16 protein-coding genes are annotated in these 21783 nt (G+C 58.2%); 8 read left to right on the forward strand and 8 right to left on the reverse strand.

The features are described 5' to 3' along the window. Positions 1-14 precede the first annotated feature (14 nt). The gene (locus ACX3P1_RS03895) at positions 15-2396 is read right to left on the reverse strand and encodes an autotransporter family protein (RefSeq protein WP_459078220.1); all 2382 of its coding nucleotides are present in this window, start codon (positions 2394-2396) and stop codon (positions 15-17) included. On the opposite strand from ACX3P1_RS03895, the gene ACX3P1_RS03900 reads away from it, so the two are divergent. Then, positions 2355-2603, forward strand: a complete 249-nt coding sequence (locus ACX3P1_RS03900) for a hypothetical protein (protein WP_459078221.1) — start codon at positions 2355-2357, stop codon at positions 2601-2603. The two genes, ACX3P1_RS03895 and ACX3P1_RS03900, sit on opposite strands and share 42 nt — an antisense overlap. A 630-nt stretch (positions 2604-3233) precedes the next feature. On the opposite strand, the gene ACX3P1_RS03905 is transcribed toward ACX3P1_RS03900, so the two are convergent. Continuing rightward, a complete protein-coding gene (locus tag ACX3P1_RS03905; RefSeq protein ID WP_459078222.1) occupies positions 3234-4094 on the reverse strand; it encodes an SDR family oxidoreductase in 861 nt (286 codons plus the stop codon). Positions 4095-4147: 53 nt separating this feature from the next. On the opposite strand from ACX3P1_RS03905, the gene ACX3P1_RS03910 reads away from it, so the two are divergent. Beyond that, complete coding sequence (locus ACX3P1_RS03910; RefSeq protein WP_459078223.1) at positions 4148-4441, forward strand: DUF1330 domain-containing protein; 294 nt, start codon at positions 4148-4150, stop codon at positions 4439-4441. Positions 4442-4643: 202 nt separating this feature from the next. Here the strand turns inward: ACX3P1_RS03910 and ACX3P1_RS03915 are convergent, their stop codons facing one another. Next, the gene (locus ACX3P1_RS03915) at positions 4644-6884 is read right to left on the reverse strand and encodes an AAA family ATPase (protein ID WP_459078225.1); all 2241 of its coding nucleotides are present in this window, start codon (positions 6882-6884) and stop codon (positions 4644-4646) included. Between the two features lie 201 nt (positions 6885-7085). Then, a complete protein-coding gene (locus ACX3P1_RS03920; RefSeq protein ID WP_459078226.1) occupies positions 7086-7631 on the reverse strand; it encodes an amidohydrolase family protein in 546 nt (181 codons plus the stop codon). A gap of 1191 nt (positions 7632-8822) precedes the next feature. On the opposite strand from ACX3P1_RS03920, the gene ACX3P1_RS03925 reads away from it, so the two are divergent. After that, positions 8823-9452 (forward strand): hypothetical protein, encoded by a 630-nt coding sequence (locus tag ACX3P1_RS03925; RefSeq protein WP_459078227.1) that lies wholly within the window; start codon positions 8823-8825, stop codon positions 9450-9452. 603 nt (positions 9453-10055) lie between these two features. Here the strand turns inward: ACX3P1_RS03925 and ACX3P1_RS03930 are convergent. The 3 genes from ACX3P1_RS03930 to ACX3P1_RS03940 all read right to left on the reverse strand — a co-directional run bounded on the left by ACX3P1_RS03930 (position 10056) and on the right by ACX3P1_RS03940 (position 12697). Beyond that, positions 10056-10547, reverse strand: coding sequence for a HEPN domain-containing protein (locus ACX3P1_RS03930; protein ID WP_459078228.1), 492 nt, complete (start codon positions 10545-10547; stop codon positions 10056-10058). Next, complete coding sequence (locus ACX3P1_RS03935; protein WP_459078229.1) at positions 10544-11626, reverse strand: GmrSD restriction endonuclease domain-containing protein; 1083 nt, start codon at positions 11624-11626, stop codon at positions 10544-10546. Before ACX3P1_RS03935 ends, ACX3P1_RS03930 begins: the two co-directional genes overlap by 4 nt. A gap of 351 nt (positions 11627-11977) precedes the next feature. After that, positions 11978-12697: a YfbU family protein gene (locus tag ACX3P1_RS03940; protein ID WP_459078230.1), complete on the reverse strand. Its 720-nt coding sequence runs from the start codon at positions 12695-12697 to the stop codon at positions 11978-11980. A gap of 133 nt (positions 12698-12830) precedes the next feature. Here ACX3P1_RS03940 and ACX3P1_RS03945 point away from each other — a divergent pair, with 133 nt between their 5' ends. Together ACX3P1_RS03945 and ACX3P1_RS03950 are read left to right on the forward strand one after the other, a co-directional pair. Beyond that, a complete protein-coding gene (locus tag ACX3P1_RS03945; protein WP_459078231.1) occupies positions 12831-13658 on the forward strand; it encodes a hypothetical protein in 828 nt (275 codons plus the stop codon). A gap of 340 nt (positions 13659-13998) precedes the next feature. Beyond that, complete coding sequence (locus tag ACX3P1_RS03950) at positions 13999-14865, forward strand: protein-L-isoaspartate O-methyltransferase family protein (RefSeq protein ID WP_459078232.1); 867 nt, start codon at positions 13999-14001, stop codon at positions 14863-14865. A gap of 312 nt (positions 14866-15177) precedes the next feature. Here the strand turns inward: ACX3P1_RS03950 and ACX3P1_RS03955 are convergent, their stop codons facing one another. Beyond that, a complete protein-coding gene (locus ACX3P1_RS03955) occupies positions 15178-17247 on the reverse strand; it encodes an ATP-dependent helicase (RefSeq protein WP_459078260.1) in 2070 nt (689 codons plus the stop codon). Positions 17248-17433: 186 nt separating this feature from the next. Between ACX3P1_RS03955 and ACX3P1_RS03960 the strand changes: the two genes are divergently transcribed. From ACX3P1_RS03960 to ACX3P1_RS03970, 3 genes are all read left to right on the forward strand, one after another. Beyond that, on the forward strand, positions 17434-18195 hold the full coding sequence (locus ACX3P1_RS03960) for an ImuA family protein (RefSeq protein WP_459078233.1): 762 nt from the start codon (positions 17434-17436) through the stop codon (positions 18193-18195). Then, positions 18110-19633 (forward strand): Y-family DNA polymerase, encoded by a 1524-nt coding sequence (locus ACX3P1_RS03965; RefSeq protein WP_459078234.1) that lies wholly within the window; start codon positions 18110-18112, stop codon positions 19631-19633. The genes ACX3P1_RS03960 and ACX3P1_RS03965 overlap by 86 nt, the downstream gene beginning before the upstream one ends. Then, positions 19630-21783, forward strand: a 2154-nt coding sequence (locus tag ACX3P1_RS03970; RefSeq protein WP_459078235.1) for an error-prone DNA polymerase, incomplete at its 3' end; no start/stop codon positions are given. The genes ACX3P1_RS03965 and ACX3P1_RS03970, both read left to right, overlap by 4 nt.

Below are 21783 nucleotides of genomic sequence, written 5' to 3' on the forward strand. Positions count from 1 at the left end.
ATGATCTCAGCGGATTACCACTTCACGTTGAGCCCGAGATTGCCTTCCCAGGTGCGGGTCTTTTCGCCACCGAGATTGGTCGTGTAGTCGGCAGTTGCAAAAAGGCTCAGATCCTTCGTCAGGCTGGCGACGATGCCGCCGCCGATTTCGAGCGATGTACCCTTGGTCTCCGTGACGATCGGATCGTTGGCGAAGCGAACCGTCTGTTCGGCGGAAAAGTCATGCCAGATATTGGCCTTGAGATAGGGCTGCAGCGTCCCGCTGCCGGTTTCGAATTTGCCCTGCAGTCTGACGCCGAGCCGGCCCCTGACCGCGTCGTCGCCGTCGAAGGTGACGGTCGAGAAGCGGTCCGCCTGATCGTCAAGCGACAGGTGGTTCCAGATGATCTGGCCTTGCGGCTCGAGCGTCCATTGGTCGTTCAACACAATGGGATATCCGCCTTCGAGCGACGCCGTCACCGCGCTTCCGCCGATGTCGATGGACTGGCCGGCTTTCGAGGAGACATCGCCATCGAACCAGGTGCCCATCACAACGCCGTCCAGATACCAGCCGCTGGGACCGATATGGGTCCAATATCCGCCGAAGCTGGTTCCGCTGAAATCGAGATCGCCGACCGCAAGATTGTTCCAGCCGAGCGCCTGCCCGCGTATGTCGCCGCTCATATGGGCATAGCCGACGAACAGGCCGAAGCGATCGATATGGCCATTGTCGGTTTCTCGGCCGAACAGGTCCTGACCGGCCTGGAAACCGAAGACATTGCCACCGAAGCTCGGGTCGACCGTGCCGCTCCAGTTCATCTCGGTGTCCTGGCCGAAAACACGGCCCCAAGTCGCCGGCAGATAGCCGCCTGCTCCGTTGAGCAGGATCTGCTCGCCGCGCCGTTCATGGAAGGTGCCGAGCGTCGAAAACGCCATATGGCTCGCGACCATCGGCACGACGGAATAGGTGGGCACTTCGATGCGATAGAGCGGCACGACATCGGCGACAACGGGTGTCGCGCCGGCCGTCGAAGGCGTGGCGGCGGAACCGGGAAGCGACGGCGGCGTGATCGATGGTGTAGGCGGCGGGGGCGGCGGATCCGCCGGCTTGGCCGCGGCCGGAGCCGGTGGCGCTTCCGGTTCCGGCGCACTGGCAGCGATCGGAGGGGTGCTGTCCACGGGGTCCGTGGTCGCGTCGCCTTCCGATGGCAACGGAACGGGAGGTAATTCCGATGGTGGAGGTGGCGGCACGATTACCGGTTCCTCCGGAGGCACCTCCGCCGTTGCAGGCGGCGCTACCGGATCAGGTGCGGCTGCCGGTTCCGAACCCGCTACGATTGTCGAACGCAAATACCAGTTTTCTTCTGTATTGGCCGAAACGCCGCCCTTGAAGAGGTAATATTCGTATGCGCCGGCAGCGACGCGGTTGTTGAGGGCGAAGGCACCGCTATCGGTCGTAGCCCCGCTGGTAGCCTCTACGACCCTGATGCCGTCCTGCGTCGTGACATCGCCGCCGCCTCCGGCATTGAAGACGGCGAGGCCGGTTGTGCCACTGGCCGTGCCGCCGTCGATCACCAACTTGTCGGAAGCCGAGGAATCGTCGCCGAGAACGGTGTTCAGCAGCACCTCGCCGCCTTGGCCCATATAATTGCCGTGGACCGTGAACGTATCATTCGCGCCACCGTTGCCATTGGTCAGGTCGATGCGCCCCGCATTGACGACGTTGGCAAATTGCGTGCCGTCGAAGGCGGAGACAGCGCCGTTCTGGCCGCCGCCAAAAATCGTGCTGGCGGCATCGACGGAAAGGGTTCCGGTCCCCGTCCCGCTGTCGCCCAGCGTCAGCGTGCCGTCAAAGACAAGTTGACTGTCGTTGGTGAGGTCGATCGTCTCCCAACTGTCGAAACGCGTGACATTGTCCGTCTTGACGTTATCGAAGGTGAGGGCGTCCGTGCCGGTGCCACCGGTGATCTGCGGCGTTGCCCCTATATTGGCGTCGGTCAGATTGCTGAGCGATGCCGTGTCGTCGTCACCGCCAAGGTCGACCAGGCCGTAGATGATGCCGCCGCCGTCCCAGGTGAACGTGTCGTTGCCGACGCTCAACCGTACCTCGCCGCCAATCGTGCCGCCTGTGACAGTCACGCTGTCGGTGCCACCGCTGACGCTGATATTGCCGCCGATCGTGCCGTTGGACAGGATTATGGTGTCATCGCCGAAACCGGCGACGAGATTCTTGTCGATCGTGCCGCCAGACATGATGAAAGTGTTGTCAGCGAGCTTCATGTTGACGCGCCCGATGCGGCCGCCGGTCATCACAGCATAATCGCCATCGTCGAAGGCATCGACGATGCGCCCATCCGACATGAAGAAAGTATCGAAATGACCACCCTGGTTGAGCTTGCCGATCTGGCCACCGGTCATGATGAAATCATCGACGCCGTCGCCTTGCTGGACTTCGCCGATAATCTCGCCGGAATGAATTTCGATTGTGTCCACGCCGGGGCCAAAAGTGACATCACCGTCGATCGTGCCTGTGCCGCCAACGGGCATCGTCAGCGAATTGTCGCCATTCAGGTCGGAAACATCGCCTATGTGTATTCCGCTATCGCAGACGAAAGTGTCGTTTAGGGGTGTGGGAACCAGGGCGCAGTCTGCATAAGCTGGGTTGGAGGAGAGAAAGATAATTCCTGAAATCAGGGCGGTACCGGACAAAAGGAGCTTGGCCCGGACAGTGGTGGTACGATGCCGCATCGCCCTCCCTCTCGTATGCAAATGTTCAGCTCGCGTGCTGAAAATGAAATCCCTTCAAGCCCCGGCGGAATAAACGCACGTCAAAGGTCTCATGGCAATCACAAAGTTAACTTGGTTTCGCCACTTTGTATCCAGCGCGATCAAAGCGCGATGTAACCAAGAAATAAGGTTACTCAATCATATATGTTAGGATATTCTTATAAAGTTGCGCATTATGTTCCATCCAAGCGAGATTTGAGCCGCTCAATTTCCAGCTCATCGCGAATGAAGCCGTCAAATGCTTGCTGTAAGGCGGGGTTACGGGCGACCGAGGATTGCATTATTGCGCCCCGAATTTGATTCACGAGCGCGTGGCAGTGCGCCATCTCCTGAAATGAAAGCCTTGCAACCGACGAGAGGCAGGGGAGGGCCTGTTTTCCCGTGACCTAAGACCCCACTCGGCCCAATCTTCGCGCTGTATGACCCCTCCAGACGCGACAGATTCTTGCGCGACGGTCGATTCTGGCCTCAACCCTGATGCGCGGAGTAGAATCCCCGATGGTCTTCAAGAAACTCGGATAGCGATTTCGGCCGTCTTCCAAGGAGCTTTGCAATGTCTGGTGAGGGGGCGTTGTCATTGTCGCTGTATGCAGAGGCGATATGGGCGAGGTCGAAGGCCCGCCAGTCTGGCATTCCCGTCGCCCGAAGGCGGTTCTCGTATTCTTCGGGTGCAACTGCCTCATACTTCACCGGACGACCCGCAACGGTCGTGAGGGCTTCGGCCACGTCGTCATAACTGACGGCCTCCGGCCCGGTCAGCGCGTATTCCTTGCCGACGTGGGCCGCAGGATCGCGCAGCACCATGGCCGCCACCTCGCCAGCATCGCGGGTATCAACAAGCGGAATGCTGTTTACTCCCATTGGTGCAGAAATCAGGCCTTTCGTGCGGACAGCTTCGGCAGCGCGCAGCAGGTTCTGCATGTACAGGTGCGGCTTGAGAAAAGTCCAGGTGGCCGACCCCTTGCGGACGTCCTCATCAACCTCCTCATGCTCGCGCATCAGCGCCACAGGCGACGACAAGGACGCGCCGATGGCCGAGAGCTTGACGATGTGACGAACCCCAGACTGGCGAACCTGCGCCAATACCCGCTTATGCTGGGATACCGAATCCGGGCTATCCCGGCCTGCCAGCAACATGACGGTAACGCCCTTGAGGGCATCAGCGATCGATGCTTCGTCATCGAAATCGCCTTGCGCCACCTGAATGCCGTCAGGTGCCACAAACGAGGACGGGTTGCGAACAAGGGCGCGGACCTTTGCGCCGCCGCCGGCCAAAGCATTCAAGGCAGCACTTCCAACTTGGCCCGTCGCGGCTGTAATAAGGATCATGATTCAAATCTCGCTTTGGCGTTGGTGGTCAGCGTAGCAGCTAGGAGGCATTTATGAAGGGTTATTGGCTCATTCTCGGCACGGCCGTCACCGACCAGGAGGCCCAGGCCGAATACGGGAAACTCTGGGCCCCGATCGCGGAGAAATACCAGGCGCGCCTCAACCCGATAACGGTTCCACCATTGTTGAAGGAAGCGCGCGAGACCGCGCGGGTCATCATCGTGGAGTTTTCCACCTATGAACTGGCGGTCGCCTGCTACGACGATCCCGCCTACATCGCGGCGCGAGAATTCGCGTTGAAAGCATCGAAGCGGGATCTGGTCATCGTCAAAGGGGACATCGCCTGAACGCTGTTATCGCAGCGCTCGTTGCCCGAAGCTGTCCTTCCGCTTGCCACCCAAGACGAGCCCTTCGGAGGCCCTTGGCCACCCGCGATCGTGGAACGTCCACTTCCGACCCCATGCAATACATCCAGCAGGGATCAGCGGAACCCTGAGGTGGACTTCGGCGTCTACAGCCTAGCGGGGCCGGTCTGGGTCTGTTCCGCGACTAGTAGCTGCCGACAATGGCCACGACTTTCCGGCAGTGGGTCCGCAATTCGCTGGGTATCGGCGCGTCTCCGCCACCATGCATATTCGGGCGCGTATATTCATTCAGGGCGAATAGGTGGACGACGGCGTGGGCCAGAGGATCTGTCTGCCCAGCGTCTCGTATTGATCCCGCCATCTCGAAAATATGGGTTTGGTCTGGAAAGCGACCGGGGAAACGTAGGCGCAAATAGTCTTCAAGGAAGGGTCGAATTGCCTGTTTGATGCTGTTTGTGGTCTGGCCCTTCAGAATCTTCTGGTGGGTGGCGTACTCCCTGATCATCTCGGACTGCTGCACATAAAGCGACTTCAGCTCATCGGCACTCGCCCATTGGGAAAGGCTTCCTTCCCCAGAATCGCTGCATTGAAGTTGGAAGCTGCGGATTGTCGACTGATCAGCGTTCTTCTCGATTAGATTGAGGAAGCGAGGATCATGCGACATGACGATGGTCTGGCACGCATTCGCGCCGATCGAGCGAGTATGGCTCGTCGTCTGAAATTGGCGGTCCATGTCCTGGCTGTTGAAAGGATCGTCAAAGATCACAATGGCGTCAGCCAGATTAGGATCCGCGTTGATCTGCGCGATGAAGAAGGACAGGGCTAACGTGGTTTTATCGCCGGCGCTCAACACCGTTTTGAAGCTGGGCTCGGTGCCCGATCTATCGCCCGCTTTGACCTTGTGAGCACCGATTTCGATGGCGAACTCGGTGTTTGGCTCGCGACCAACATAATTGGTTTTGGCATCAACGATCCTGAAGCTCGCGCCGAAATCGAAAAGAAGCTCGTTCACTGCCGTTTGCCGCGCAAACATCGTCTCTCCCGTGTATGTGGTTAGCTCCTTCTGCGCCGCCGTCTTGTCCCGTTTTATCGCTTCAAGCCGGTCCTCCGCTGCCACATATTCCTCGGCGGCCGATTTTACCGGCTCCGTCGACCTTTCTGCCATTGCCTGCCATTTGGTGAGAGTGCTCTCCGATTGAGCGACATCGCCTGCCATCGTATCCACCCGAGCCTGATCGATCACGACATTCGCTGCTGTGACCTGCTCGTTGTAGGCGACAAGCACCCCAACCGCATTGCGAACCGCGGGGCCGCCCAGACCCATGTCGATGGCCTCCAAGGGGTTACGCTGTTTTGCTTCCGCCAGCGCCCTGAGTTTATCGAGACCTTCTCGCACCAGTGCGATTTCGTCTGCGATCAGCGTTGGAACCGTGCTGAGATCGCATAATGCGGCCCAATAGGCGAATTCAGCCCCATTTTCCTGCACCTGGACATCGAGCTCGCCAAGGCTATTCAGAACGCCGGCGAGCGCATCAATCTGAGCCTTAAGCGCCTTGAACTCGTCGCTGAAAAAGGACTTGTAGGCAGCCACCAGAGCATTGCCACTGGTGCCCTGATCACAGAACGGGCAATGGTCCTGCGGAGCATGGGCCGAACCGTACTGGAGCCAATTGTGGGCGCGTGGACCAAGGTCATGTGCTGCCAGATGATCTGTGACCCGTTGGGCCGCGCTTTCGCCCAGACCGTCGATAGTCTTGCTGAGCAGCTCACCAGCCAGTTCCAGACCTGCTATTTCTAGGATTGGCGGGTTTCGCTTCTGCTTGACAACCACGGCCTGCTTGGCGAGCGCGACCCGCTTTTCCCAACTCTTGATCTTGTCCTGCAGGTCTTCTGGAATGATGGCTTTACAGAAAGCTAGGACCTGGCTCGTGCTGAGCGACCGGCACCTGGCGAGGATAATTCGTTCCTGAACTTTCTGCTTCTCGCTGACCTCTCGCTGCTCCCTATCCAGCGAGGTCACCTTTTCAGAAAGCGCCACGCCTTTATCACCGAGAATGACAGGAAGAAGGCTACGCTTGTTTTCGCGAGTGACGCTGTCGCCGACATGCAGGTTTTTTGATACATACTCTTGGTCAAAAATGTAGATTTTACCGGGACAGGCGTTCCACTTGCCGGCGCTATAAGCGTAGGTCGAGCCTGAGGCCCACAACGCTTCTACTCTTGAATCGTTGACGGCACCCAGCCGCCGCCTCATTGCGATGTGGCTGGCCTGACCTTCGGTGGCGGATCTCAAGATCGAGCATAGCGTGCTCTTGCCATACCCGTTGCGTCCAAAAATCAGTGACAGCCTCGAGAATGGCTCGGCCTTATGAGTGAGCTTGGAAAAACGGCCGATCTCCTCGATCGCCTTGAATTTATGCAGCATGCAATTGCCCCGAACCGATCGCAGGCTAAGCCCCAGCTAATGGGCACGCAAGTATGATTGAAATTTAGGATCATTTTACTTGGCAAGTCCAAATAGGTCTACCAGGGACGCGGTCATTCGTTCAGTGCGCGACGAGGCGGCAGCAGTATCGGGTAGCCTCAGGCGACAGCTCGCCCTTCACTCCGCTCGTAATAATAATCATCACAGAGCCATCTCCGACGGATATTCTCGAATTCTGTGGTCACAAAACGAGGCTAAAACCGTTTGCTTGGTAATTTGGGTCGCCGAGATACCCACTTGGGCCGCAAGCTCGTATTCCGCTGCGATATTGGTCGAGAAGTAGGCAGGATCATCGGTTCCGAGCACAACAACACAACCTGCCGCGGCTAGGTACCGAAGGGGATGAACTTCAATCGAGGAATAAAGATCGAGGGCCAGGTTGCTCGACAGGCAAATCTCAAGTGGGATCTTTGCGGATGCTAGTTGCCGGACAACCGCTTCGGACTCGATAGCCCGAACTCCATGCCTTACGCGTTCCAGACCGAGTGTTTCGATGGCCTCGATGATCGTATCGGGGCCAAGATGCTCGCCAGCATGAGCGGTTGCACGCAATCCCTCGGACCGAGCGATCTCGAACGCCTCTTTGAAATCACTGGCAGCATACACTCTCTCATCGCCTGTCAACCCAAAGCCAACTAAAATGTCCCGACGGCGGTTCGCTACAATACAAGCACCATCAATAGCCAAAGAACCGCGCCGCCTCGGGCCACGTCACTCCAAGCCGAGGGTTTCCGAGTGGCGGAACGCCAGACAAAGAGACACAGGGCGAGTTTGTATGGCACCGGCGAAAGGAAAATGGCCAATGCAAGCCAACCCGGAAGGTCCAGGGCATAAGCAATCAGGGCACATGCACTTGTGAGCGCATTGATGATCGTGCCGACCAGCAGCATATCGAACCAGAAGACGCGGCCCAGGGGGACCTCACCGCGTAGGTATCTTTTCAACGTTGATTTCATGCAGTTCCAAGGTTTATATCGCCCAGTTGGGCGAATAACAGTGAGTACTCTCCATCTAGTTTACGAAACCTACGTTGACTTCAATCCCAGCGTACGTTCGTGGAGCAGGAAAACCCATCCAGCTTCTCGCTTGAATAGGCATTGTCGCTACGAAGAACAGGCGCAGGGCCGACACTTGTCATCACGATAGTAGACCGAGGTCATTGAGATGAACTTCGTGGGTTGTGGCGCGTCAGCCTCGCCGGAACCCGGACGCTCTTACCTCGGTTTTTCTCATGATGGAGTTTTACGTGCGAGCAGCTCGTCGGATTCCTAAAGGCTTATTCTGGCAGGTGGCGCACCGGCGGCGAACCTTAACGCCCACCCGAAAGTCGACATTACTGCTTAGGCGTTAAGGGCGGCCTCTCGCTCCCGCAAGCTCCAGGGCAGTTGCAATAGCAAGAACAAAACGACGGACGTTCGAGCAAAGGCTGGTGTGCCGACGCAGGCACCTAGCGGGCGTAAACGGAAAATCGGTTACAGGTTCAAAGTAGGGCCAGCAATTCGCTGTCAGTTTCCCATGCAAGTTAAAGCCTTCCCATACAAATTTCTGCACCTAAACCCGCCAAAATGCCGGTGCCTCTGCCCCTTTGTAACCCAGGAGCATCGGGAGCACAGGGGAGAACGGGGAGCACCGGAATACGCGGAGTACACTGCGGAGCGTGCAAGCGTCTGAAATCGCTATAGAACTTGCAATCATCTGCGCCATATCGCGCAATTCGGTCTATCATATTATTCCATGTTGCGCTAATTGGCTTGATTGTATCGCGGATTGGGGCCTATGTATCGCAGCTCGCTGCTGCGTGTAACCCCTCGTTGTGCCAAAGCGCTACATGGCCCATTTAGACAGCACAGCAAGACGTAGAAACGAAGGAAGATGGTAATGGCGAACGGACGGCAGGCAACAGCTAAGCGAATGAAAATGGCCGAACGGTCCAAGCAGCAAATGGACCTTCACTTTCCGAATTTTCACCCAAGTTGGATATGGCACCGCAAGACGAATGATGGCTTTACGACTGTACCGCGAACGCTTCCGATCGTCATGCAGGCCATTGATATACAGTCGAAAGGCCAGCCCGCCGGGCACACTCTTTTCTGCCTGTGGGCACGCTCGCCAGATAACCCGGTTATCGTCATCGAGAACCCCGCTACATATGCGGCGGAGGCCGGCTTTATCGGTGAACGAGCCGTTGATACGTGGCGGAAGCGTATGAAGAAGCTGCGTGAGCTTTTGATGATCCAAACAAAGCCAGGGCCGTCGGGTGAATTTCACTATGTCTTGCTACTCAACCCGAACGCGGCCTTGGAATGGATGCGCAGTCAGGGTCTCGCTCAAGACGGTATCTATGGCCGATTCATTGATCGACTAATGGAAGTGGGCGCATTCGGAGAGATTGAAGCGGTTCGTGAAGGTTGGGCTGCGGCCGCCGCTGCACAAGCAGCAGAGGCGACCGCAGCGGCGTCCGACACTAACGCATCTAACCCCATCCCGCCGCCACCGGCAGCTGGATAAACGCGAACAATGGAGGTCAAGATGAATAGGAGAAGAGCGTTCGACCTTAAGCGCCGGCTCACCCGCTTGAGGTCGATCAAATAAAGCCCGATCCCAAATGGGACCGGGCATGGTGGGTATCTCTACCGCGCTTGCGAGGCAGGCCGCAAACCAACGCCTCGCAAGCGCTCTATAACAAACGAGCGTATCGAGTTCAAATCGTTGCCCTGGTGCAACCGCGTAGAGATGCGCTAAGACATGGAGAACCCCCTGTCTTCCCCTAGATCGACTGGCCACGTTTGCGACGAGTTTAGGCCATGGAAAGACATTGAACAGGCAAGCGTCAGTCTGTTTTCGCTAGCTATTCTACCGAAGCCGACTATCCGCTTCTTTCCACCTATGTCGAGCCGTTCCGGGTCGCGACGCTAGCCGCGATCGGTGTATTGGCAGGAGCCGACCCCAGTAGAGACATTCAGGGCTGCTTACGCCAAGCCCCTGAGCAGCCATTCATTGGCTCGAATGAATCGCGGTCAGGCGCTCCATTGAGGGTTGCGGTGAGTTTACTTCTGCCCGACATCAGGAATGGTCAGAGCGCCAGCGGGTAGCAACGGGGGCTGCTCGGACTTACGCGGCTCCTAGAAAATGTGTATAGACCCTGTCAAGCAAGCTGCGGTAGGCGTTGAAATAATTCTGCAGCTTGGTAGACGATACGTCCACATGGACCTTCTTGCGGTGCGCAATTGTAATGCGGTCATCCACCATGTTGTCGAGATGCTGTTTCTCAACTTCGTTCTCATCATCCCATTGGCGCTTCAGTTCGGATTCGAAGTCCGCATCGAACAAGCCTACCAGTTCCAAGATTTTGGTGGTTTTGGGGTTCTGGTAACTTTCGCAGATTTTTTCGATGGGTCGATAAATGCGGCTGTTCGACCGCCGCTTGGCGTACTCAATAAAAATGCGCTTCAGCAATTGCTCTAGGCTTCCGCAGATCGAGACGCAGACTTGCTGGCTCGACAGGGATATCAGTTCGTCCCGATCTTTGCCCGCCCCCTTCTTGATGAACGATATCTGGTAGCTCAGGCGGTCAAACTCGGCTTGGAGCTCCTGTCGCTTCATATTGCGGCAAAGGCCTTCCCCGCCTCCTCCATGCGCTTCTTAACGTTTTCTTCATCGGCAGTGGACCGGATGTAGCCTTCGATGAAGCGCTCGTTCTGGAGCAACGCGTTATACGCGGACAGGGCCTCTTCAGTTTGTGGTTCCGCCTTTACGGCGAGGCGGTGGGCAAGCGCGCTGGCCACAGAATCGAAAACGGCAGTGTTGAGGGAACGGTCAGGGCGGAAGGGTCGTGCGCCCAAAGCCCTTGTTACAAAGTCTATCATCTTCACGAAGATGTCCCCCAGATCCTGTAACTGCGCATCCGATAGGTTTCGCTTTTCCTTCATGTAATCATTCAGGAAGTGCTTCATTGGGCTTTTGTATTCTTCGCCTTTTTCGTAGAAAGCCATGAAACGCAGGATGATTTCAACGTCCTTTAGACGTTTGCTCTTCGGCCCGTACACTGCTCGCCACTCAACGTTATCGTTGAGCTTATGCAGATAGTTGTTGAAGTTGCCATGACAGATGCACGACCGGATTTCTTGCGGTGAGAGTTTTATGCCACCCGTGTTGATGCGTTCGAAGACCTCATAGACGCTGTTGATTTCTCCTTCGGGTAAGTCTTGTTTGAACACCGTAGCGTGGATAACCGCATCATCAAGGCGCGCTCGGTCGGCTTCGTCTAGCGTCTTGTAGGTCCGGTCGCCGAACTTTGTTTCTAGCCCAGTCAGCGCGAACTCCTTCCCGTTTATAACACCTTGGGAGAAATAGAGCAGCGACTTGAGGCGCTGCTGACCGTCAATGACGAGATGCTTCCCCGAGTCAGCTTCCTTAAACAGGAAGATACCCGGAACCGGGAGTCCGAGAAGAAGGGATTCAATGAACCGTGAGCACTGGTTTTGAGACCAGACGAAAGCACGTTGGAACGGAGGGATGTAAAAGAGCTTTTTGTCCATCCTGGAAACTAGGGTCTCTACAGGATAGTCCACCCCGAAGGATGAAATCGAAAACAGCTCGCCGGTCGTAGATACGTCCTCTTCCGGATCTTCCACATTGGCGAGGTCGTTCAAGTCTTCTCGAAGTTGTTCGATGTCGCTCACTATTTTCTCCGCCCTGTTGTCCGTGAAATGCCTGCATAACATGCTGTAGCCAAAAGCTTCAACACGGCGGGAGTAGCTCATTATCCAGCCCAGAGAAATGGCAGCTTTGCCCAATGCCCCACCCGAGACGAGCCCTTCCGAGGCCCTTGGCCGCCCGCGATCGGGGAACGTTCACTTCCGACCTTCGACGCCGTTCGGGATGCTTCCTTCGCCGTCCGAAACTTGCCATTCGTCCGGCTTCCCTCGGACGGCGGAGGCCAAGTTCAAGCCGGATCGAGCGAACGCCGCCTTCTCCCTCCACACGACAGCCTTGGGTCCTGGATTTTCTAACAAATCGACTATCTTTCGGTTCTATGCCACCTCACGCTTGAGGAGCTTAATCACCTCATCTACACTAAGCTCTCGGCCGATAAGGCTCGGGCGTATAGTCTCGAATAAGGTGGCCATCTTGCCGTAACGAGCCACGGTCGGGGAGTGAGAGTTCATTGACCGACCTTTGAAATCCTCGAAACGGTTCAGTTTTTGCACCAAAAACTGGGCGATTCCCATGTACTCGCCTTCATTATTGCCATCGAAACCTTCGAATTTCGGGTCTTTAGCCCATGAGCCCACCTCATCAACAAGGCGCTGCTTCTCGACTCCGAAGCCCTTGCAAGCCCTCTCAATGAAGTTCCACATGTCCATCACATCCACAACAAGGCTAACCCGCTTCGGGTCGTCCACATGGTTGTGAAGGATGCCGGTCATCTCCCAATCGAGCGCCCAGAAATGCCCGCCGTAGATAGCCTGCTCGATAAGCTCCACATCTTTGATGTCGTATTCGTTGTCCTTCTTGTCCTTCCTTCCGCTAATCTGGTCACGCCTAATTTGTGCCAGCATCCACATCATCATCTTTTCGGGGTTGGTCGGTCGAAAATCCCGTTGAGATTTGGCGGCAAGACCTCCCTCCACAAGGCGACGGATGGCCTCTGACCGTGAGGGAAGGTCAGCGTGCTCTCCGCGCCAAACGTCCACTTTCTGAATCAAATCGGCATCTAGCCGTAGTTCCAAGCGTTCTGTTTTAGGTACCATGGTAATCTCCTGTGCGTTACGTCAATCCCCATATTGTACGGTAGATGTACGGAATACGCAACACACGTACGGCACAGACAACAGCTTTGGATGCGGTAGGGTAGGGTACGGAACGAATGGGGCACAGCGGTCTATGACTTCAACGCTAATTGATGTTTGGAACATCAAGACATTTGACGATGCGCTAATGACTGAGTTGGATGCAAAGCGCGAGGCGCTCTGCGACTATGAATATACTAGCAAGAAAGATTACCGCGAACAGCAGGCGGCTAAGCGGTGGGTTCCGCTTAAAGAAAATCCCTATGCCGCTGAGCGGCAATACATTCTTGAGCACATCATTATGCCTATGATGGAGCAACGCACCATTCGCGCGTGGCACTACACGCGCCTTACGGACGATGAAGCTAAGCTTCTCCAATCCGATGGTATCCATACTTCGGATTTAGCGGCCATCCGCAAAAGGCTCGACGCTCAAGTGGCCGCAGGCGTCATTTCAGCCAAGGTTGCCGATGCGTTACATGGAGCTAGCCCCTTCCATCACCAGAACGAGGCGCGCTCGGGCAAATTCTGGATGACATCACACCCCTTTCCTGCCGACCACCATGGCGTAGAATTATTGCTGGCTCATTGGGGCGGGGAAGGCGTGTATTTTTGGCTGGAAGATGGTGAACTTATCGAACTTGTGAAAGGCATCGGCCGACCTCGCGCTATTGAGGTTGCCGTTCCGCTGGGCGTCACGACTAGCGCCTATTCCGCAGCCAAGGCTGTGATTGCCGCATTTGTAGTGGCGCACGGCTGCGAGTCTGATTGGCCTGCCTTCGATTTATATACAACAAGCGCGCTGGATGCCGACGCTGTGCTAAATGTGCTAACGGCGAGCGACCCCGATTTCTCCGCACTGGCACGCGGCTATCCGGATCATTTCGTTGACCAGAGTTTTAGGCAGGGGTGGCCACCTTGATAACATAGCAGGCAGGGGATGCGACGCCTCACGGGAGTCCGAATCGGGCGCACGGCGCGCAGTAAAGTTGCGCGGGCTCAGAATGTACCGCACTTCGTTCGCTCGGCGGTGCCTGCCGACCCCTGCGCTTCGTAGGCGGGAACGGGGCCGAAACCGGACCGTCAGCGCTTGGCTGCCGCTGTGCGGATAGCTGCCGTTCTGCAGCCGACCCCATCTCGGCCGTTCATGGCAGGAGGCGAGGACCCCTAGAGCGGACCTTGCAGGTCGACATTGACTTGGATCATATCTGTCGCATGTTTCGGGACTTTCGCGACAGGAATCTATGGAGTTGGTTCTGCTGATGACACCTGACGAATTGAAGATCGTGCGGCGAGCTTATGCGAAGCAGATCACGGCGGCTGTGAGAGTTGTCGATGAACGTGTTGAAGCAGCCTTTGCCGAAGTACCGCGAGAAGATTTCCTTGGTCCCGGTCCGTGGCCGATCTTCCGAATGCGAAGAGCCTATGTTCCGACCCCGACCGCCGACCCGGTCTACCTCTATACGGATGACGTTGTTGGTATCGTCCCTGAGCGCCACATCAACAACGGACAACCTTCACTTCATGCCTTCCTGCTTTCGCAGGCCGCCCTGCGAGCAGGCGAGCATATCGTGCATGTTGGCGCTGGTGCCGGCTACTATTCTGCGATCATGGCGAACCTCGTTGCCGCATCCGGCAGGGTGACGGCGATTGAGTTCGAGCAGGAGCTTGCTGCGCGGGCGAAAGCAAATCTCGCTGCCTATCCGATCGTTTCCGTGGTCCATGGAGATGGCAGCTCCGTAGCGTTTGATTCAGCCGATGTGATCTATGTGAACGCCGGCGCGACCCGGCCCGCGAATATCTGGCTGGACCGGCTCAATAACGGCGGAAGGCTGATCCTGCCGCTTACGACCGATCTTGGATTTACCAGCAGCAATTGGAGCAACATGCACCTTCGCGGGGCGGTGTTCCTCGTGACGCGTAGGGGTGAGGAATTTCACGCGCAATGGATTTCGCCGGTGGCCATCTTCCCCTGTGAAGGAATGCGCGATGAGGAATCGGAAAAAGCGCTCGCGGCGGCATTCGAGAGCGGGGAGCACAAGCGGGTGACCCGGCTGTATCGTACTGATGAGGTGCCGGCCGAGCGATGTTGGGTTCGCGCTCCCGGCTGGTGCCTAGCCTATGCTTAGACAACGGTTCGGCATCATACCGTCGCGTAATTCCTAAGTTCCACGACAGTACCGGAAGTGCTGATTTTCCAGGGATTTTCTGTCGCAAATATCAGCCGCAGAAATCGACGATCTGCGACCGACTTCTGCAATACCGAATGGCGGGTATCCCGCGAAACCCAATGGGAAGAAGACAGTCCGCTTCCCACCCAATAGCCGCCATATCGGCGACAAATGCGCCTCAATTTCGTGCGGTGAGGAGGTTTGCGTCACGCGCAAGCCGCCACTGGCCATCGGTCTCCTTGCGCAGGAAGGTGCATGTCTTAACGGCCTCTAGCGCCACATGCCGCGCATTCGGGCACCGACGTCCACGCGGATCTGGCGAGCGTCCGGCCTTGTGCCATCGCTGTGCACAATTAACGGCCAACTGCAGGATTCAAACAGCGAGAGGAGCGCCTTGGGAATGAAACGAGTGCGCGACGCATAAACATGCCGATCGCCATAGGCGTTCTGCCCATGGGTGAAGAACCGCTGCGGCGTAACGAGGTGCAGGCTGTCCTTGGCGCGCGTCATCGCCACATAGAGCAACCGACGCTCCTCCTCGATGTCGTCGGTCGTTCCGACGCCAAGGTCGGAGGGAATGCAGCCGTCGATGGTATTGAGGACGAAGACCGATTTCCATTCCTGACCCTTGGCTGAATGGATCGTGGAGAGGATGAGGTAATCCTCATCGAGATGCGGAACGCCGGACTGGTCGCTGGTGGCATCCGGCGGATCGAGGGTCAGTTCCGTGAGGAAGCGCTCGCGGGATGGATAGCCGGCCGCGATCTGCTCAAGCTGCAACAGGTCCGCCTTGCGGATCTCGGCATCCTCGTGGATGCGGTCGAGATGCGGCTCGTACCAGAGACGTGCCTGCTCGATTTCGGCGGGCCATTCGGCCAGTCCGTTGCGCAAATGCTGCAATACTTCGACAAATGCGGTCCAATCCTCGCCGCATCGGGGCGGCGAGGGTATTTCGGAAAGGGTTGTGATCGGCTCCGGATCGGCTGCCATCGCGTCGAGCACACGGCTTGCCGTTTGCGGTCCAACACCAGGCAAAAGTTGCATCAACCGGAAACCCGCCACTCGGTCACGCGGGTTTTGCGCAAACCGCAGCACTGCCAGCATGTCCTTTACGTGGGCGCTATCGAGGAATTTCAGGCCGCCGAATTTGACAAAGGGAATATTGCGGCGCGTCAGTTCCACTTCAAGCGGTCCGCTGTGGCTTGAGGTGCGGAATAGGACTGCCTGCTGCTTTAGCGCCGTTCCGCTCTCCCGGTTCTCCAGGACCTGTTCGACGATATAGCGCGCCTGGTCGGCCTCGTCCCTGACCGTCACCAGCCGCGGACGATCAGCGGATTCCCGTTCCGTCCAGAGGTTCTTGGTGAAACGCTCGCGCGACAGGTCGATCACGCCATTTGCGGCGGCAAGGATCGGCTTGCTCGATCGGTAGTTCCGGTCAAGCGTAATGATCTCGGCCGTCGGACTGAACTCGCCGGGGAAGTCGAGGATGTTGCGCACCGTCGCGGCGCGGAAGGAATAGATCGATTGAGCGTCGTCGCCGACGACCGTTAATCCTCTGCCGCCCGGCTTCAACGCCATCAGGATCGATGATTGCAGGCGGTTGGTGTCCTGATATTCATCGACGAGAACATGATCCCAGCGGCTGCCAATGTCGTCGGCGAGCAGCGGATCACCGACGGCTTGTGCCCAATAGAGAAGCAGATCGTCGTAGTCGAGAACGTTCTGGACCTGCTTGGCTTCGACATAGGCGGCAAACAATTCGCGCAGTTGCGAACTCCATCCCGAGACCCAAGGGAAGAAGGTCCGTAACACCTCGTCGAGCCGCTTCTCCGAATTTACCGTGCGGGAATAAATGGACAGGCAGGTTCCCTTGGTCGGAAATCGGCTTTCCATCTTCGAGAATCCAAGTTCGTGCCGGGCGAGGTTCATCAGGTCGGCGCTGTCTTCCCGGTCGTGGATGGTAAAATCCGGGTCGAGGCCGATCTGCTCGGCATAGTCGCGCAGCAATCGCGCGCCGATGCCATGGAATGTCCCGGCCCAGGCCAGCGCATCAGTCATGACCCCGGCATTCGCTCCAAGCACCTGGGCGCAAATCCGTTCGACACGCCTTGCCATTTCGCTTGCGGCGCGGCGTGAGAACGTCATCAGGAGGATACGGCGAGGGTCAGCGCCCCTGACGATCAGGTGGGCGACACGGTGGGCCAGCGTATTGGTCTTTCCCGATCCGGCACCCGCGATGACCAGAAGCGGACCGCCAATCGTTGACGGCAACAGATCCGTTCCATGTTCGACCGCCAGGCGTTGCTCGGTATTTAATTTTTCCAGATAAGCAGCGCCCACGAAACCCTCTATCCATCTGCGATTCCTGATCGATTCGACATTCTTCGCTTTCGCGCTGTCGGTCGACTTGTCCGATCGCATCATGCTGGCCGTCCGAGGCGGATTGACTCGTTCTCGTCAGCGGAACAAATAAGGAACATATCAACCCGAAAACCCGTTGGGAAGCCAACCAGGAAGCTTTTCTGTATGACCGACAACACTGTCAGTCCCGCCATTACCGAGCTTCGAGAGCGTATCGCGCGACTTGAGGGTGGAAACGTGCGAGATCGCGCGGTCATACCTTTCGGGGTTGCGGCCATCGATCGGGTTTTACCTGGGGGAGGGTTAGCGTTGGCAAGCCTGCATGAGGTGGCGGGCGGCGGCAATGGCGCGATCGACGGCGCGGCGGCTGCCTTGTTTGCCGCAGGGATTGCGGGGCGGACAATCGGCAAGGTCTTGTGGTGCGTGACCCGCCAGGACCTGTTCGCGCCGGCTGTCGCCCAGGCCGGATTGTCTCCCGGCCGGGTGATCTATGTCGAGGCCGGCGACGAAAACGCCGTTCTTGCCTGTTTCGAGGAAGGCCTTCGCCACGGGGGGCTGGGAGCGGTCGTCGCCGAAGTCGCAAAGCTTTCCATGACCGCGTCGCGCCGGTTGCAGCTTGCCGCCGAAAGCTCAGGCGCGATCGGCATCGCCATACGCCGATGGCGGCGGCAGGCCGATACCACGGACTTCGGACAGCCGACCGCCTCGGTCACAAGGTGGCGGGTGTCGGTGCTTCCCTCCGTCCCGTTGCCTGTCCCAGGCGTTGGCCGCGCCCGCTGGCAACTTGAACTGATCCGATGCCGCGCCGGTGAAAGCGCTGATTTCGAAGTGGAGGCCTGCGATGCCAAGGGTCGTATCGCTCTTTCTTCCGCTGTGGTCGACAGACCGCAACAGAAGGAAATTGGGCGACGCCGCGCCTCCGCCTGAGACGCCGCTTGTCCTGACAGGCCGTGACGGAAGACGTCGTGTCGTGCTTGCCGCCAATGCGCCCGCACTGGCGCTTGGCCTGCGCGTCGGCATGCCCGCCAGCAAGGCGCAGGCACTTGTCCAGAACCTGGCCATCATGGATGCCGAGCCCGCGGCCGATACTGAGGCGCTGGACAAGCTCGCTTTGTGGGTGCTCCGCCGCTACGCTCCGATCGTCGCCGCCGATCCACCCGCTGGTCTGGTCATTGACACGATGGGCGCTGATCATCTTCACGGTGGCGAGAGCGCCATGCTCACCGACATGGTGGGACGGTTCGCTGCGTCCGGCATTACAGCGCGTGCCGCGATCGCCGATAGCTGGGGTGCGGCGCATGCTCTTGCCCGCTTTGGCGCGCGGCCGGTCCAGGTCGTGCCGATCGGGGAGAGTGCCGCTGCGATCCAGGAACTGCCGATCGCAGCGTTGCGCTTGCCGACCGAGATGGTCGCCAGTCTGCGTCGGCTCGGCCTTGACCGTATTGCCGACCTCTCCCAAAAACCGCGTGCGCCGCTGACCCTGCGGTTCGGGCCGGAGCTCGGCCGTCGGCTTGACCAGGCGATGAACCGCCTCGGCGAACCGATCGAACCGATCCGGCCGCCCGAAATCGCCGAGGTCCGCCGCGCATTCGGCGAGCCGATCGGGGCCGCCGAAACCATTGCCAAATATACGGCAAGGCTCGTTGCTGAACTTTGTTCGTTGCTCGAGGTCAGGGGACACGGTGCGCGGCGTCTCGATCTCCTGCTCTACCGCGTCGACAACCGTGTCGAGGCGATCCGTGTCGGCACGGCGCAGCCTGTTCGTGACGTGAAACGGCTGGCACGACTTCTCTCCGACAAGATCGAAACGATAGATCCAGGCTTCGGCATCGAACTCATGCGGCTGGCCGCTACCGAAGCCGAACCACTGAAACACAAGCAGACGATTTCTTTATTGTTCGAAGCGCCCGAGGCTGATGTCTCTGGTTTGATCGACACGCTCTCCAACCGCATCGGCGAAGAGCGGCTCTATCGCTTTGCACCAATGGCCAGCGACGTTCCGGAACGTTCCGTCCAACGGATAGCCCCGACCACACCGGATTGCGGCGAAACCTGGCCGAGCCGTTGGCCGCGGCCGACACGATTGCTGCAGACTCCGGAATTGATCGAGACCGTGGCGCTTCTGCCCGATCATCCTCCCGTCACGTTCACATGGCGCGGTATCCGCCGTCGTGTCCGCCGCGCCGACGGTCCCGAACGCATTTTCGGCGAATGGTGGAAACGCGACGCCGAGCTGACGGCTGTCCGGGATTATTTCCAGGTCGAGGACGATTCCGGCGAGCGCTTCTGGATCTACCGCGCCGGTGACGGGGAGGATGCAGCGACGGGCTCGCACAAATGGTTCCTGCACGGGATATTCGGATGAACAGCGTCGTGCGCTACGCGGAACTGCAGGTGACCTCGCACTTTTCCTTCCTGCGAGGCGCGAGCAGTTGTGAGGAATTGTTTTCGCAGGCCGCCGCACTTGGCATCGAGGCACTGGCCGTCGTGGACCGCAACAGTGTCGCCGGGATTGTCCGTGCCCACCAGGCGGCCAAGGAAACCGGGCTGCGCCTGATCGTCGGCTGCCGTCTCGATCTCACCGACGGCCTATCGGTTTTGGTCTATCCCACCGACCGGCCCGCCTATGCGCGGCTTTGCCGATTGCTGTCGTTCGGCAAAGGGCGGGGCGGAAAGGGCAAATGCATTCTCGGATGGGAGGATGTCGTCGCCTATGGCGAAGGATTGATCGCGGTCCTTGTACCCGACGAAGCCGATGATACGTGCGGTTTCCGCTTGAGGCGATTGCGCGAATCCTTCGGCGATCGCGCCTATTTGGCGCTGACGCTCCGGCGGCGGCCAAACGATCAACTGCGATTGCATGAGTTGTCGAACCTCGCGGCTTCGATGGGTGTGCCCACCGTCATCACCAATGACGTCCTGTTCCACGCTCCGGCGCGACGTCTAATGCAGGACGTGGTCACCTGCATCCGACACAATTGCACGATCGACGACGCCGGCTTCCGGCGCGAGCGCCATGCCGATCGCTATCTCAAGCCCGGCGAGGAAATGGCACGCCTATTCGGCCGCTATCCCGAGGCGCTCGCCCGCACCGTCGAGATCGCGGAACGTTGCCGCTTCTCGCTGGACGAACTCGCCTACCAATACCCCGAAGAAAAGACGATGCCGGGTTTGACGGCGCAACAGGCGCTCGGACACCTGACATGGGAAGGTGCAGCGGAGCGTTATCCCGAAGGCCTTCCGGACAAGGTACGCGCTTCGCTCGAACATGAACTGGGGCTGATCGAGAAGCTTGAATATGCGCCGTACTTCCTGACGGTGAATTCCATCGTCCGCTTTGCCCGCTCTCAAGGAATCCTTTGCCAGGGCAGGGGTTCCGCCGCCAATAGCGCCGTCTGCTTCGTGCTCGGGGTCACCTCGATCGATCCCGACCTCAATGATCTTCTGTTCGAACGGTTCGTGTCCGAGGAGCGGCGCGAGCCGCCCGATATTGACGTTGATTTCGAACATGAACGGCGCGAAATTGTCATGCAGTGGGTGTTTGAAACCTATGGCCGTGATCATTCAGCCTTGTGCTCGACCGTCATTCGCTATCGCTCGAAAGGTGCATTGCGGGATGTCGGCAAGGCACTCGGTCTGACCGAAGACCTGATCAAGATGCTGTCCGGCCAGATCTCGTTCTGGTCGAAGGAGGGCGTCGATCCGAAACACGCCGAAGAACTCAATCTCAATCTGACCGACCGACGCTTACGGTTGACGCTTGAACTTGCCCGCGAACTGATCGGCACGCCGCGCCATCTTTCGCAGCATCCCGGCGGATTTGTGCTCACCAACGACCGCCTCGATGATTTGGTCCCGATCGAACCGGCGGCGATGAAGGACCGTCAGGTAATCGAGTGGGACAAGGACGACATCGACATCCTGAAATTCATGAAGGTTGATTGCCTGGCGCTCGGAATGCTTTCCTGCATGAAGCGAGGATTCGATCTCCTTTCCGCGCACAAGGGGATCAATCTGGATTTAGCGAGCATTCCGCCGGAGGACGCGAAAACCTACGCGATGATCCGCAAGGCCGACACGCTCGGCACCTTCCAGATCGAATCCCGTGCGCAGATGTCCATGCTGCCGCGAATAAAACCACGCACCTTTTATGATCTGGTCATCGAGGTGGCGATCGTGAGACCTGGCCCCATCCAGGGCGACATGGTGCATCCCTATCTGCGTCGCCGCGAGGGAAAGGAGGACATCGTCTATCCCAAGCCCGAACTGGAAAAGGTGCTCGGCAAGACGCTCGGCGTGCCACTGTTCCAGGAGCAGGCGATGCGGGTCGCCATCGAGTGCGCGGGCTTCACACCGGGGGAGGCCGACCAGTTGCGCCGCGCCATGGCGACGTTCAAGCATACGGGCGGCGTCAGCAAGTTCGGAGAGAAGCTGATCGCCGGGATGATGAAGAATGGCTACGAGCGTGCATTTGCGGAAAAGACCTTTAGCCAGCTGGAAGGATTCGGCTCTTAC

It is taken from the genome of Mesorhizobium sp. A623, assembly GCF_054489405.1.

What these genes read in the sequence shown, in the direction of transcription:
- ACX3P1_RS03900 (WP_459078221.1), top strand. Translation starts at nt 2,355, where the DNA reads ATGACCACCCTGGTTGAGCTTGCCGATCTGGCCACCGGTCATGATGAA.
- ACX3P1_RS03895 (WP_459078220.1), bottom strand. Translation starts at nt 2,396, where the DNA reads ATGACCGGTGGCCAGATCGGCAAGCTCAACCAGGGTGGTCATTTCGAT.
- ACX3P1_RS03905 (WP_459078222.1), bottom strand. Translation starts at nt 4,094, where the DNA reads ATGATCCTTATTACAGCCGCGACGGGCCAAGTTGGAAGTGCTGCCTTG.
- ACX3P1_RS03910 (WP_459078223.1), top strand. Translation starts at nt 4,148, where the DNA reads ATGAAGGGTTATTGGCTCATTCTCGGCACGGCCGTCACCGACCAGGAG.
- ACX3P1_RS03915 (WP_459078225.1), bottom strand. Translation starts at nt 6,884, where the DNA reads ATGCTGCATAAATTCAAGGCGATCGAGGAGATCGGCCGTTTTTCCAAG.
- ACX3P1_RS03925 (WP_459078227.1), top strand. Translation starts at nt 8,823, where the DNA reads ATGGCGAACGGACGGCAGGCAACAGCTAAGCGAATGAAAATGGCCGAA.
- ACX3P1_RS03930 (WP_459078228.1), bottom strand. Translation starts at nt 10,547, where the DNA reads ATGAAGCGACAGGAGCTCCAAGCCGAGTTTGACCGCCTGAGCTACCAG.
- ACX3P1_RS03940 (WP_459078230.1), bottom strand. Translation starts at nt 12,697, where the DNA reads ATGGTACCTAAAACAGAACGCTTGGAACTACGGCTAGATGCCGATTTG.
- ACX3P1_RS03945 (WP_459078231.1), top strand. Translation starts at nt 12,831, where the DNA reads ATGACTTCAACGCTAATTGATGTTTGGAACATCAAGACATTTGACGAT.
- ACX3P1_RS03950 (WP_459078232.1), top strand. Translation starts at nt 13,999, where the DNA reads ATGACACCTGACGAATTGAAGATCGTGCGGCGAGCTTATGCGAAGCAG.
- ACX3P1_RS03960 (WP_459078233.1), top strand. Translation starts at nt 17,434, where the DNA reads ATGACCGACAACACTGTCAGTCCCGCCATTACCGAGCTTCGAGAGCGT.
- ACX3P1_RS03965 (WP_459078234.1), top strand. Translation starts at nt 18,110, where the DNA reads ATGCCAAGGGTCGTATCGCTCTTTCTTCCGCTGTGGTCGACAGACCGC.